Source organism: Rhabdobacter roseus (assembly GCF_014202275.1).
Taxonomy (GTDB): domain Bacteria; phylum Bacteroidota; class Bacteroidia; order Cytophagales; family Spirosomataceae; genus Rhabdobacter; species Rhabdobacter roseus.
Genome location: NZ_JACHGF010000011.1, coordinates 50,078 through 63,260 on the forward strand (window position 1 = coordinate 50,078; position 13,183 = coordinate 63,260).

General features: G+C 52.9%; 12 protein-coding genes. 4 read left to right on the top strand and 8 right to left on the bottom strand.

Annotated features, from left to right (window positions below; genetic code table 11):
• Positions 1-3: 3 nt before the first annotated feature.
• Together HNQ92_RS23840 and HNQ92_RS23845 are read right to left on the bottom strand one after the other, a co-directional pair.
• Positions 4-636: a DedA family protein gene (locus tag HNQ92_RS23840; protein WP_184178137.1), complete on the bottom strand. Its 633-nt coding sequence runs from the start codon at positions 634-636 to the stop codon at positions 4-6.
• 54 nt (positions 637-690) lie between these two features.
• Positions 691-2,565, bottom strand: coding sequence for an ABC-F family ATP-binding cassette domain-containing protein (locus HNQ92_RS23845; protein ID WP_184178139.1), 1,875 nt, complete (start codon positions 2,563-2,565; stop codon positions 691-693).
• A 194-nt stretch (positions 2,566-2,759) separates the two neighbouring features.
• Between HNQ92_RS23845 and HNQ92_RS23850 the strand changes: the two genes are divergently transcribed.
• A complete protein-coding gene (locus tag HNQ92_RS23850; RefSeq protein WP_184178140.1) occupies positions 2,760-3,752 on the top strand; it encodes a formylglycine-generating enzyme family protein in 993 nt (330 codons plus the stop codon).
• Between the two features lie 54 nt (positions 3,753-3,806).
• On the top strand, positions 3,807-5,144 hold the full coding sequence (locus HNQ92_RS23855; protein ID WP_184178141.1) for a Gfo/Idh/MocA family protein: 1,338 nt from the start codon (positions 3,807-3,809) through the stop codon (positions 5,142-5,144).
• Positions 5,145-5,232: 88 nt separating this feature from the next.
• On the opposite strand, the gene HNQ92_RS23860 is transcribed toward HNQ92_RS23855, so the two are convergent.
• Positions 5,233-6,129 carry an FAD:protein FMN transferase gene (locus HNQ92_RS23860; protein WP_184178142.1) on the bottom strand — a complete coding sequence of 299 codons (897 nt, stop codon included), beginning with the start codon at positions 6,127-6,129 and terminating at the stop codon, positions 5,233-5,235.
• Positions 6,130-6,250: 121 nt separating this feature from the next.
• Between HNQ92_RS23860 and HNQ92_RS23865 the strand changes: the two genes are divergently transcribed.
• Positions 6,251-6,463, top strand: coding sequence for a hypothetical protein (locus HNQ92_RS23865; RefSeq protein WP_184178143.1), 213 nt, complete (start codon positions 6,251-6,253; stop codon positions 6,461-6,463).
• On the opposite strand, the gene aroC is transcribed toward HNQ92_RS23865, so the two are convergent.
• Together aroC and HNQ92_RS23875 are read right to left on the bottom strand one after the other, a co-directional pair.
• Positions 6,460-7,539, bottom strand: coding sequence for a chorismate synthase (gene aroC / locus HNQ92_RS23870; protein ID WP_184178144.1), 1,080 nt, complete (start codon positions 7,537-7,539; stop codon positions 6,460-6,462). The genes HNQ92_RS23865 and aroC overlap by 4 nt on opposite strands.
• Positions 7,540-7,552: 13 nt before the next feature.
• A complete protein-coding gene (locus tag HNQ92_RS23875; protein WP_184178145.1) occupies positions 7,553-8,947 on the bottom strand; it encodes a BatD family protein in 1,395 nt (464 codons plus the stop codon).
• Between the two features lie 119 nt (positions 8,948-9,066).
• Between HNQ92_RS23875 and HNQ92_RS28785 the strand changes: the two genes are divergently transcribed.
• The gene (locus HNQ92_RS28785) at positions 9,067-9,273 is read left to right on the top strand and encodes a hypothetical protein (RefSeq protein WP_246440744.1); all 207 of its coding nucleotides are present in this window, start codon (positions 9,067-9,069) and stop codon (positions 9,271-9,273) included.
• 86 nt (positions 9,274-9,359) lie between these two features.
• Here HNQ92_RS28785 and HNQ92_RS23880 read toward each other — a convergent pair whose 3' ends face one another.
• The 3 genes from HNQ92_RS23880 to HNQ92_RS23890 all read right to left on the bottom strand — a co-directional run bounded on the left by HNQ92_RS23880 (position 9,360) and on the right by HNQ92_RS23890 (position 13,177).
• Positions 9,360-11,090: a tetratricopeptide repeat protein gene (locus tag HNQ92_RS23880; RefSeq protein WP_184178146.1), complete on the bottom strand. Its 1,731-nt coding sequence runs from the start codon at positions 11,088-11,090 to the stop codon at positions 9,360-9,362.
• 82 nt (positions 11,091-11,172) lie between these two features.
• Complete coding sequence (locus HNQ92_RS23885) at positions 11,173-12,117, bottom strand: PstS family phosphate ABC transporter substrate-binding protein (RefSeq protein WP_184178147.1); 945 nt, start codon at positions 12,115-12,117, stop codon at positions 11,173-11,175.
• A 238-nt stretch (positions 12,118-12,355) separates the two neighbouring features.
• On the bottom strand, positions 12,356-13,177 hold the full coding sequence (locus tag HNQ92_RS23890; protein ID WP_184178149.1) for an energy transducer TonB: 822 nt from the start codon (positions 13,175-13,177) through the stop codon (positions 12,356-12,358).
• Between the last annotated feature and the right edge of the window lie 6 nt (positions 13,178-13,183).

The window sequence follows — 13,183 nt, forward strand, 5'->3', positions numbered from 1 at the left end:
TCCCTACTCCTGCATTTCCCGGCGGGCGCTGAAGTACCCCTTGATGACGGTAAAGGTGGTGATGGCCAGGAAAAACAGAATGATGTAGTGTACGTAGTTCATGATGCCCGGAAAGCGCTCCCCAAACAAAAAGCCCCCGCCCGTCAGGGTCAGGATCCACACGGCCCCGCCCAGGACATTATAAGTTAGGAACCCCACCATCGGCATCCGGGCCAGGCCCGCCAAAATGGGCGCAAACGTGCGTACTATGGGCAAAAAACGGCTAATGACCAGCGTGCGCTTGCCGTACTTGTCGAAGTACTTGCGGGTAGTGGCCAAGTGCTTGCGCTTGAAGAAAAGGGAATCGGGGCGGTCTTCCAGCTTATAGCCAAAGTACTTCCCAAACAGGTACCCCACCAGTGAGCCCAGCACCGCCGCGACAAAGAGACAGGTCAACAGCAGCCCGATCGTGACGTTCAGGATGCCCGCGCCACAGAACACCCCGGCTAAAAAAACCAGGTAGTCGCCCGGCAGGAAGAAGGCAAAGAAGAGGCCATTTTCGGCAAAGACAATGAGCGTAATCACCACCAGCCCACCCGTACGAATGAGCTCCTCGGAGTTGAGCAGGTACTGGAAAAATTCTACAATCGAACTCATACGTGGGTTTGATCAGTCTGATGGGTGGTTGCTGGTACTACGAACGGCGCAAAGTTAAGCAAATTCCGATAGTTCGAGCCAGCGCATTTCTTTGTCTTCCAGCGTAGCCGTTAGCTGCTCGATCTCCGTGGCCCAGGCCGTCAGCTCCTCGTGGGTACCGCCGCCGTTGAGCTGTCCGAGGAGCTGGGTCTTTCGTTGTTCCAGCGTGGCAATCTCCTTTTCCAGGCTTTCCAGCTCCCGCTGCTCCTTGTAGGAAAGCTTTCGCTTGGGGGCCGCCTCGGAGCTACTGGGCGCAGGTACCTCCCGGGGGGTACTTGCTGCTTTGCTACTGGCCTGCTTTTGCTCCGCCTCGCGGGCCTGCTGCCACTCCCGGTAGTCGGTGTAGTTGCCGGGGAAGTCACGAATCCGGCCTTCGCCCTCAAACACAAAAAGGTGGTCTACGAGCCGGTCCAGAAAGTAACGGTCGTGCGAGACGATCATCAAACAGCCCGGAAAATTGGCCAGGAACTCTTCCAACACGTTCAGGCTGCTGATGTCGAGGTCGTTGGTGGGTTCATCCAGGATCAAAAAATTGGGCTCCTGCATGAGCATGAGCAGCAGCTGGAGCCGCCGCTTTTCGCCCCCGCTGAGCTTGGCTACGTAGTCGTGCTGCTTGGCGGGCGGAAACAGGAACGTCTGCAAAAACTGCGACACCGTGACCGTCTGCCCCGTGCCCAGCCGCACTACCTCCGCCACTTCCTTCACCAGGTCGATCACCCGCTGCTCCGGACGATACTCCAGCTCCGACTGCTTGTAGTAGCCAAACTGCACCGTGTCGCCGCGCACCACCTGGCCATTGTCGGGCCGGAGCTCGCCGGTGATCATATTGAGCAGGGTACTTTTGCCCATGCCGTTTTGGCCTACTACCCCGATGCGGTCGCCCTTGCGGAAGGTATACAAAAAGTTATGGATCAGTTCCCGCTCGCCGAAGCGCTTGCCCACGCTCTGTAGCTCCACGATCTTGCTGCCCAGGCGCGTCGCGCGCACGTTGAGCTCCATCTGGTTGTCGTACTTTTTCTGGCTGGCCTTGTCTTTGAGGTCCTCAAAGGCATCCACGCGGTACTTGGCCTTGGTACCCCGCGCCTTGGGCTGCCGCCGGATCCAGTCCAGCTCTTTCCGCATCAGGTTGCGGGCCTTGTCGATCTCGGCCGCTTCGGCCTCCTCGCGTTCGGCCTTCTTCTCGAGGTAGTAGGCGTAGTTGCCTTTGTAAGGGTAGGCCGACCCGCCCTCTAGTTCCAGCACCGTGTTGCAGACTTTATCCAGAAAGTACCGGTCGTGCGTAACGACGAGCAGCGTGGTGTTCTGGGACTTGAGGTAGTTTTCGAGCCATTCCACCGTGTCCAGATCCAGGTGGTTGGTGGGTTCGTCCAGGATGAGCAGGTCCGGGTCTTCCAAAAGTACCTTGGCCAGTGCGACGCGCTTCCGCTGCCCACCCGACAAAGTACCGAAAAGGGCATCGACGTCCTGAATGCCCAGCCGCCCCAGAATCTCCTTGGCCTGCGCTTCAAAATCCCAGGCCCGGAGGGTATCCATTTCACCCAGTATGGCGGTCAGCTCCTGGTCGTTGCCCTGGAGCAAGGCGCGTTCGTAACGCTTCACGACCTGCGCCAGGGGGTTCGAGGAGGCAAAAATGACCTCCATCACCGGCAGGGCTTCGTCAAACGTCGGGCTTTGGTCCAAGTAGGCCAGCCGGATGTCTTTACGGAGGCTCACCTCCCCCTCTTCGGGTGGCATGAGGCCCGCCAGGATATTCAAAAAGGTGGTTTTACCCGTTCCGTTGGCCCCGATCAGGGCCACTTTATCACCCCGGCTCAGCCCGAACGTGACGTTCCGAAACAGCCATTTGTCCCCGAACGATTTAGCAATATTTTCCGCTGAAAGATAATTCATGAATACACGATGGGTACTTTACAAAGTACCAAAGTTAGGATTATACCAACGAAAACCCGCTTCCTTTCCGACCAGTGACAAGAACATGCGGGTTTTTTCAAATAGCTGCTTAAATTTGTCGTTGGTGTAGTATAATTCTGCTTTCTACTGCTCTTTAACTTTATAAACAAATTTTTAGTCCCTTTTACAATCCAATGATTAGAAGATATTTGTTGCTGTCGGCCGCTTGCCTGGGCCTTTCTACCTGTTTTGCGCAAAAAGATTTTAAAAGTTATACCCAAAAAATACCCGGTAGCGCCCACGTGTACGATTTGGTGGCCATTCCCGGCGGGGAGTTCATGATGGGTAGCCCGGCCTCGGAAAAAGGCCGCAACCAAGACGAAGGCCCCCAGCATAAAGTAAAGATTGAGCCCTTCTGGATGGGAAAATACGAGGTTACCTGGGACCTGTACGATCTCTACGCTTTTAAAAACATGGAAAAGGAAATGGCCGCCCAAAACCCCGATCCGACCAACAGCATCGCCAAAACCGACGCCAGTACCCGGCCTAGCCCTCCCTACGTAGATATGTCGTTCGGGATGGGGCGCTCGGGTTACCCGGCCATCAACATGACGCAGTACTCTGCCATTTACTTTTGCAAGTGGTTGTACGAGAAAACGGGCGTCTTCTACCGCCTGCCCACCGAAGCCGAATGGGAATACGCCTGCCGCGCCGGAACCAAAACGGCCTACTCCTTCGGAGACGACGCCTCCAAACTGGGTGAGTACGCCTGGTACCGCGACAACAGCGACGGCGCTTATAAGAAAATTGGCCTCAAGAAGCCCAACCCCTGGGGCTTGTACGACATGCACGGCAACGTGATGGAATGGACCCTGGACCAGTACCTGCCCGACTTCTACGCCCAAAAGGCCAAAGGCGAGGTGAAAGTACCCTTTGCACCCGTAACGGAGCTCTATCCCATGGCCGTACGCGGTGGCTCCTGGGACGACGAGGCCGACGTAGCCCGCAGTGCCGCCCGGGTACCTTCCTCGCCCAACTGGAAGATTCTGGACCCCCAGCTCCCCAAAAGCGAATGGTGGCTCACCAGCGCCTCTTTCCTGGGTATGCGGCTGGTGCGCCCCCTAAAAACGCCCTCGCCTGCCGAGATCGAAGCGTACTACAATCCAACGCTCATTGAAGATTATTGAATACCCAAACTGACCTACTCAATTCTTAAACGCTTACTAACCTTTTCAATACCTATGGAAAAAAATAGACGCGAATTTCTGAAGGCCTCCGGCTTGCTGGCTGGGGGCGTGGTGCTGAGCCCGCTGGCTTCTTACGGATTTAACAGCTCCGCCGATGACACCATTAAAGTGGCGCTGATTGGCTGCGGAGGACGGGGTACGGGGGCGGCCGCTCAGGCGCTAAGTACCAAGCAAAACGTAAAGCTGGTGGCGATGGCCGATGCCTTCCGCGACCGCCTGGAGGAGTCTTACAAAAGCCTGACTTCCAAGAAATACAAAAATGCCGCCGGAGCCAACGTGGAAACCAGCACCAAGATCGATGTGCCGGACGACCGTAAATTTGTGGGCTTTGATGCCTACAAAAAAGCCATAGCCCTGGCCGACGTGGTGATTCTGGCTACGCCTCCGGGCTTCCGCCCCTCTCATTTTGAGGAGGCCGTTAAGCAGAACAAGCACATCTTCATGGAAAAACCGGTAGCAACCGACGCGCCGGGTATCCGGAAGGTCCTGGCTGTAGCCGAAGAAGCCAAGAAGAAGAAGCTGAACGTGGTAGTAGGCTTGCAGCGCCACTACCAGCCTAACTACCGCGAAGCCATCCGGCGGATTCAGGACGGTGCCCTGGGCGACATCGTGGGCGGCCAGGTGTACTGGGTGAGCGGCGGCGTATGGGTGAAAGACCGCGTACCCAGCATGACCGAGATGGAATACCAAATGCGGAACTGGTACTACTTCAACTGGCTTTGCGGCGACCATATCGTGGAGCAGCACGTGCATAACATCGACGTGGCCAACTGGGTAAAAGGGGGCTATCCCGTGTCCATTCAGGGTACGGGCGGCCGCCAGGTACGTACCGACAAGAAGTACGGGGAGATCTACGACCACCACTTGCTCGACCTGGTGTACGCCGACGGTACGACTATTTCCAGCCAATGCCGCCACTACGAAGGTACCTACAGCCGGGTGGATGAGGCCTTTGTGGGCACCAAAGGGCGTATTGACAGCTTTGCCAATAACAATACCGTGCTGAAAGACTACAAAGGCGGGGTGATCTACAAGCATGACGGCAAAGGGGATGGCAATCCTTACCAGATTGAGCACGATGAACTGTTTGAGGCCATCGCCAACAACCAGTACAAGTTTGCCGATGCCGAAAACGGAGCCAAAAGTACCTTTACGGCCATTCTGGGCCGCATGGCTACCTATTCGGGTAAGCTTATGAAGTGGGACGAAGCGCTGAAATCCGACATCAGCCTTTTCCCCGAAAAGCTTGCCTGGGATGCCATGCCGAAGATACTTCCTCTCGAAGATGGCTCCTACCCCGTAGCGGTACCTGGTAAAACGCAGGTGATTTAATTTTACCCAACGTTGTATCCAGACAAGGTTCAATAAAAGCGCCGATTCTACCCAAAGGATCGGCGCTTTGAATGTTTAGGATAAATCCTTAGAGTGTCTTCCAGCTTCTAACTTTTTCTTCTTTCATTTCCAGTACCCATACCCGTGCCGAAGGGAAGCGCTTTAGTAGCTTTTTTCCCCGCCGGATACCCGCCACGCTCAGCGCCGTGGCCAGGGCGTCGGCCTGGGTACCATCTTCCGCGATGACCGTGGTACGTACGTGGTAAAGCAAACCCACGCCCGTGCGCGGATTTACAATGTGGGAGTAACGCTTCCCGCGGTACTCCAGGTAGCGGTAATTGGCTCCCGAAGTAGCAACGCCTACATTAGCTAAGGTCAGGATTTGCGTAGTAGAACTCCGCGGATCGGGCTCCGTCCCGGACTCTACGGTGATAGTCCAGCCCGCTTGTCCCGGCGGAGGGTCGCCCAGCGTGAGGTCGCCGCCCGCATCTACCAGCACCGAGCGAATGCCCATTTCCCGCAGCAGGGCTACGGCTTCGTCGGCCGCGTAGCCTTTCCCGATTCCGCCCACGTCCAGCCTCATGCCTTTTCGCAGCAGCCGCACCCGCTGCCGGGTACTATCCACGTGGAGGTAGCGGTACCCTATTTTTCGCCGCAGCGCGCGGATCTCTGTCTGAGCCGGGAAAGTACCTCGCCGCATAGCCCGGCGCCACAGCTGCACGGCGGGGCCAACGGTGGGGTCAAAGGTACCTTGGGTACGGGCGCTGAGCGTGCGCGCTAGGCGAAGTACCTCCCCCAGGTCTTGGCTGACCGGTACCCATTCGCCCGTGCCCGCCTGGGCCGAAAGGCGGTTGATCTCGCTCCCATCGCGGTAGTCACTCAATACGTCGTTGAGCGCTTCGATGCGTCTAAAAGCACGCTCGGCTCCTGCTTGGGCCAGGGAGTCGCTGGAAGCATAGAAGACCAGCCGAAAGGGCGAGCCCATCAGGCCTTTTTGGAATTCGTAGCGCTGTTCCTGCGCAAAAACCGGCTCGGAAACGCAGCATAAGAAAAGTAGAATTCGTATATTCGATAAAAAGAGCAGTAGGATACCCCTACTGCTCCCTATGTTCCACGAATCGCGGGTACGGGTGAAATTAACCATTCTAAATGCCTTACTAATGTTGCTCGCCGGGCTGGTGCTGGTTATTACCGGGGCCTTCCTAAAGCTCCGTGAATCGCCTCTGAGCAATCCTACCGTCTTTTCGGGTCTGGCGGTTGATTTTCTGGGAGCCATTTTGCTGGTACTTGGCCTTCACCGGCGGCGGCGGAACTTCTAGATCCGATTCGCCAATTGCCGTAGGTAGAAGTCCGCTAGCACCAAGGCCGTCATGGCTTCTACGATGGGTACGGCGCGGGGTACTACACACGGGTCGTGCCTTCCTTTTCCCTGGACGGTCACTTTCTCGCCAAATTGATCCACGCTATCCTGATCCTGCATGATGGTAGCTACGGGCTTGAAAGCCGTCCGAAAGTAGATGGCCTCGCCGTTGGAAATCCCGCCCTGAATCCCACCCGAAAGGTTAGTACTGGTTCGTACTTTGCCGTTTTCGTCCGTAAAAAAAGCGTCGTTATGCTGCGAGCCGTACATTTCAACGCCCGCAAATCCACTGCCATACTCGAAGCCCTTGACCGCGTTGATGCTCAGCATGGCTTTGCCCAACTCAGCGTGTAGTTTGTCAAAAACGGGTTCGCCCCAGCCAGCCGGTACGCCCTGAGCCACGCAGGTTACTACGCCCCCCACTGAGTCGCCCCTCTTACGGGTTTCGTCAATGTAGTCGAACATGCGCTGGGCCATGGCTGCGTCAGGGCAACGTACGTCGTTGGTCTCGGTCTGCGCCAGATCCAGCTCCTGGTAGCTTTTTTCCAACTTTAAAGTACCTACCTGCGATACATAGGCCTGAACGCTCACGCCTACTTTTTTCAGAAGTAGCTTAGCCAGCGCTCCGGCCGCTACGCGCGCGGCCGTTTCGCGGGCAGAGCTTCGCCCTCCCCCCCGGTAGTCCCGGATACCGTACTTGGCCTGGTAGGTATAGTCGGCGTGGGAGGGGCGGTACTGCGCCGCAATATGCGAATAATCTTTGCTGCGCTGGTCTTCGTTGCGAATCAGGAGCGCGATGGGCGTGCCGGTTGTCTTTCCTTCAAAGACGCCGGAAAGTACCTCGAATTCGTCGGCTTCGCGCCGCTGAGTGGTAATGCGCGACTGGCCCGGCTTCCGGCGGGACAATTCACTTTGAATAAAGTCGGGGTCAAAATCCAAGCCCGCCGGGCATCCTTCTATCACTACCCCAATGCCTAGTCCGTGAGACTCTCCAAAGGTGGCAATTTTCAATATTTTTCCGTACGTACTGCTCATGAGTAAATGCTTTCTATTTTCTAAATATCCATACCATGCCGACCAGCATCACCAGTACTACGGCATTGATTAAGTTCCGGGTTATTTCCTGGTAGTTGGGGGTACTTTCGCTGGTATCCAGCTGCTCGATATTGTCATAAATGGAGGTTAGCGTTCCCTGCCCAATCCCCTCGGCTATCTTACTTTCTCCCACTACCTCGATTGTTTTATCGGATCTTAAGGTATCGTATCGAGCCCGCCGGGGATCAAAGTAGATCCACTGGAAGAAGCGACCTAAAGGAAATCTACCCTTTTGCTTCGCTACTACAAAATAGTCAAACGTTTTTTCGCCACTTACGCGGTCGTAGCTTCGCCGTATTACTTGGCCAATATCCGGAGCGTAAAAGTCGAAGTACTGGCTAGCAGGTACCTCCGAGGCCGTTAGAGCGGGTATGTTGCCCGTCCCAACTAGCTTAAACAGGTAGCGGAAGCTTTCGCCGGAGGCTACCTGCGGCTCACTGAGCCGTTCCTCAAGCCGGTACTCGCCTACCGCTACCTGATCTTTTTGAGGGTGAGGCGGAAGTTCTTTCACCAGTACTTTGGCTGGTTTGGCGCTAAATTTTCTGAGGCTTTGCTTACGGGTACCTCCTTCGGTTCCGGGTTCAAGTACCTGCATTTCCAGGCTGATGGCCGGAAAGGCGATGGCTTGCAACGTCAGCGGAAAGAACACCGCCTGGTACATGCGGTATTCCGTGAATTTTTTGCCTTGGATCGTCACCGGTCGCTCAATGATTTCTTCAATACCTACGTTTTCTTCCCAGCAATTAGCGGGCCTTATCTTTTTAAGGATTGCTTGAAGCTGTGCATCCAACCGGTAAAAACTCATGTCTACCTGGGCGTCTTCGGCTACGTACAGGGAGAGCCGGATCGCAAAGCCTTCGCGGATATAGACGCTGGACTTGGTGGTACTTAAAGCTAAAAAAATATCTCCCTCAATACTTTCTACCGACGCTCCTTCCGACTCCTCTGAGTCCTGCGCCAAGTCATTGGCTTCTGTGGCGGCCGTGAATGTAAGGTTCAAGTCTTCTAGTTTAAACTTCACTCCATTCACACTGACAAGTCCCCCCTCAATTTCGTAAGTACCTTCCCGGCTGGCAAAATATTGCTGGCTGATGGTTTGGGTAAGTACTACCTTGCCTCCAACCGTGCTGCTGGTCGTGGTCGCCGAAGCGCTCCTTTTTTCCAAACCTTTAATTTCGGGAAAACTCACTACCGGCCGCTCGTCGCTATTCCGAACGATCACGGATACTATAAATGGTTGGTCAAGTCTAAGCTGGGTATCGCCGGTTTCAACGCTTACATCCGAAATAGGCTGCTGGGCATAAGCAGAAAAACACAAAATAATATTTAAATACACATATAATTTCATTTAAAACTTTCGTTATAGAAGTTGGTAAAAACACCTTTTGCCCTTTGTGGGTTATAAGAAGGTGGTACCATTTTCTAATCTAATCTTTGCATCCCTAAACCACAAAACTACATAATACTATGGCCTCAATGCTTGAATACATTAAAATAATTCTGCAGAAGGTAAGCTTCGATCGCAGGTTATTTGAGAAAGAACTCCGCAAAGCTATTCGAATGCTGATGCCTGACGAAATTAAACGATTAAAAGCTTGGTGCTACGAACGGTTCAGTTCGGTTCATCTTCCGGTACTTAATAAATGTTTTTTAGTGGCCAGCCCCCTAGGCTAGTTTAAAAAATAAGCTCACAAAAAAGCCCCAGGAGAATATCCTGGGGCTTTTTTGTGAGCAAGCTTCAAAGCCTGGCCTGGTATTGCTTAGTTTTTCTTCACGGCTCCCTTAACCGGAGCGGCAGCGGCCTGAGTCATTCCCAATGCTTCCTTCGCATTTTGGTTGTCAGGATCAATTTCCAGCAACTTAGTCCAGTACATCTTCGCCTTTTCTTCGTCTTTCAGCGTCGTCTGGTTGTAATAAGCCAGGTAGTTGTAAGCCAGACGCAGGTAAGATTTATACTTACCCATGTCCCCTTCTTTCTCTACCGCTTCGACGAGCTTCTCGTAGTGTGGGGCTGAGATCCCTTTGTCAATATTTTCCTGCCGATCGTAGGCATTATACAACGAGCTAGCCCGCCAGTAATGTCCGTAAGGCCAATCGGGTACTTTTTGGGTAACAATAGCGAATACTGAATCCGAGCTTACGAATAGGTTTTTACGTACATCGGCCAGTTGTGTGCTGTCAGCTCCCGTTAGGGAATCAGCAACCACGGTATTGGTTCCCTGTTGAAAATAAGCCATACCCAACAGATAATAATCGTTAGTGGATGCTTTAACCGTATCCAACTTAATGCCTTTATCAAAGGCCGCAGCAGCCTGGGCATACTCCTTTTGCTTATAGTACAAGTTAGCTACTTCTTTATAGGTAGCGGCGGCCTCTGCCACGCTGGTATCCATCTCGGCTCCCTTCAAGATATAGACCATACCTGTGGAGTCATACTCCCCGTCGGTCGCCATTTTGTTGTAAGCCCGACCCAGGAATTTGTAGTCATCTCCGATGACTTTTTCCGGGGCAATTTTAATGAATTCCTCCAGGTTGCTGATGGATTGCTCCATGTCGTTGGTCTTGAAGTAAGCCCAGCCGTACATACGCTTCGTAATAGGGTCATCAAGTTTCCCTTTGATCGACTCGAGGAACTGCAAGGATTTGGCGTATTCATCCGCCGTAAAAGCAAACTGAGCCGCCCGTAGAATCATCTTAGGATCGGTGTCCCCGCTTTTCTGTAGGTACAGATCAAAGTTCTCGGCTGCGCGCTTGTATTGCTGCGCCATAAAGTAAAGCTCGGCCAGGTCTTTGTAAGCGGGAGCAAAATCGGGACTCGCTTCGATCGCTTTTTTATAGTACTCCAGCGCATTGTTGTAGTTTTTACCCCGCAAGTATACCTGTCCAATCCGGTTGTTAGCCAGCGCGTAGTTCGGCTTGGCCGTCAACGCATATTCGTAGGCTGTTACCGCCGGGCCACCTTCGTTGCGTAGCAAAAGGGCGTCGCCTTTAGCCAGGTAGGCATCGGCCAGTGAGTTATCCCGCTTAATGGCCGCATCCAGCAAACGAATGGCCTCCGCCGGATCGTTATTCTTTTCAAAAAGAATATACGCTTCCCCGGCCCGGAAAAGTACCTCGGCATTTTTACCTTTGGTTTTTTTCTCCGCTACGGCAATCAATTCCTGAGCCTTCGCACGGTCACCCTTGCCTAAGGCTACGGAGGCGAGACCAACCTGATTGAGGTAATCTTTTTCGTCGAGCTGCGCACCCTTTTCAAAAGCCTTTTGGGCTTCATCCAATTGATCCGTACGCAGGTAATAGTACCCTAAATAGTACTGATTCTCGGGCGTGGGACTGGCCTCGGCCAATTTTGTAAATACTTCTTTCGCCTCATTGATCCGCTCGCCGTTGAGCTTCTCCAGTCCTTCCTGAACGGTTTGGCCCAAGACGGCGGTGAGCGAAATAACACCCATGAAGAGTGTTCCCATCATCGTTTTCAATGTTCTGTTCATTTTTTAACCGGGTTGAAAAAAGGATAAAAAATTTTGTGTTTATACTAAACAACTGTCAAAGATAATAAATTGCAACCTAACCCTAAAAATTTTGTTTGGTCTCCACTTCTACTTCTCGAGGGTAGGGTATAGCGGGTATTAAGCCCGATTTTTGAATAATAAGCCCTCCTACATCTCTAGCAATGTAGGTCATTAATCCGCCGCCTAAACCCGAAAAACCTTCTCGACTGATGATGTACAGGTTGCGTGATAAGGGATACTGGCGGTACTGCAAGTCGCGTTGAAAGGGCTGAAAGTAATCCTCGAGAGAAGTGGGCGTAGGCTTGGCAGAGACACCCATAACCCGCAGCCCTTTGGAGAGTACGTGCGTCAACACTTCATTACCGTCACTGATCCAATTGACCCCGATGAAGCCAATCACGGAGGCATTCTGCCGTACGTGCTCAATCACTTTTTCGTTCGTGCCGGACGTATACAAGCGAAGCTTAGTTACATCCTTTACTTTGAAACGGTCCAGCATGTAGCGCAGGTTACTGGAATTGGCGTCATCAAAAACCAAGGTAATGGCACCTGAACGTCGGCTGTTCTTAAGCTGTGACCAGTCCGTGATTTCTCCTTTAAATATCCCCTCCAGCTCCTGCATAGTGATCAGACTATCCGGCGCCTCTTTATTCACGATAAGTGCGATGCCGTCAATGGCAATGAACTGCGCTTTTTGAATACCCTCTTGTTTCTGGATGATTTCTTTTTCCTTCTCATTCAGCTCTCGGGTCACAAAGGCTAATCGGGCGGTATCACGCAACAGCTCCAAGATGGCTTCCTGCTCTGGCTTATACATGACGTTAAAATGAGCATCCGGGTAGATACCCTCATAGGCACGGGTAAGCGCATTAACCAGCGGGACGAACGATTCGTCCGCCGCAATGGTAATGGTACCCTGCCGGGGATTATCCAATGACTCCGAAGAAGTACAGCCCAATAGCCCTACTACCGTCAGAAAGCCCATTAAGATTGCTACTAGTTTCATATCTAAGACGCGCGCTGATTTCTTTTCCAATTGATCCACCCCCGATAGCCCCGGTAAATTCCGTACAGAATGAGTACCGAAGCCAACAAGTACCGCCAGAAACTACCTACCGGAAATAGCCTAAAAGACGAGGAGGAGGCGATCAGATAGATCCCTCCTCCTGCGTAAATCGGGGCCATCAGCAAAGAGGTAAGATCACTAATCCTCTCATGCAAAGGTTTTCCCTTCATAAACTCCGTTACTCAAGCGTAAAGCTAATGGGTAAGTTAAACTTTACCCGGACCGAACGTCCGGACTGCTTTCCGGGCTTCCACTTAGGCATGGTCTTCACCACTCGCATGGCTTCTTCATCACAGCCAAAGCCTAAGCCCTTTAACACCGACACATCTTGAATACTCCCGTCCGTATTAACAACGAAGGTCAAAAACACCTTTCCGGAGATGTTGGCCCGTGAGGCTGCCGGAGGGTACTTGATGTGCTTGCTCAGGTACTTGTACATTTCTGCGGCACCACCCGGATATTCGGGCTGCTGCTCTACCACAGTAAAGATTTGTTCCGGGGCAGGAGCTGCTTCCACAACGGTACCTCTACCGGGCGACACGGCTTCTGGAGCGATAATAAGCTCTTCGGCGTTAGGGTCTCCTTTTACGGTCACTTCTGCAGCTACAGCTTCCTTCAATTCTTCCACCGTAGGGGGAGGCGTTTCTTCCGGAACTTCTTCATCCTTCTTTACTTCCGGAGGCAAGAACTTCACCGTATTCACCTTAGGCTGTTCTATAGGCGGCGGCGGTGGTGGTGGTGGTTCGGCCGGGTCAATGGGCGGTGGTGGCAAATTCATCAAATCTACTTCTACCATTACAGCCTGGTCGTCATCACTTTGAAGGAACTTGTCGATCAAAGTAGGGGCAAACATAGCCAAAATGAAGATAGAAGCGCCGAATATGGTAGCGCGATTAACGACACCACGATATTCCTGCCGAAGTGAATATGCACCATACGCCTTGTTTCGATTGGCAAACACTATTTCATCCAGTGTTGCATTCGGGCTCATCTCTGCCATGGCGCT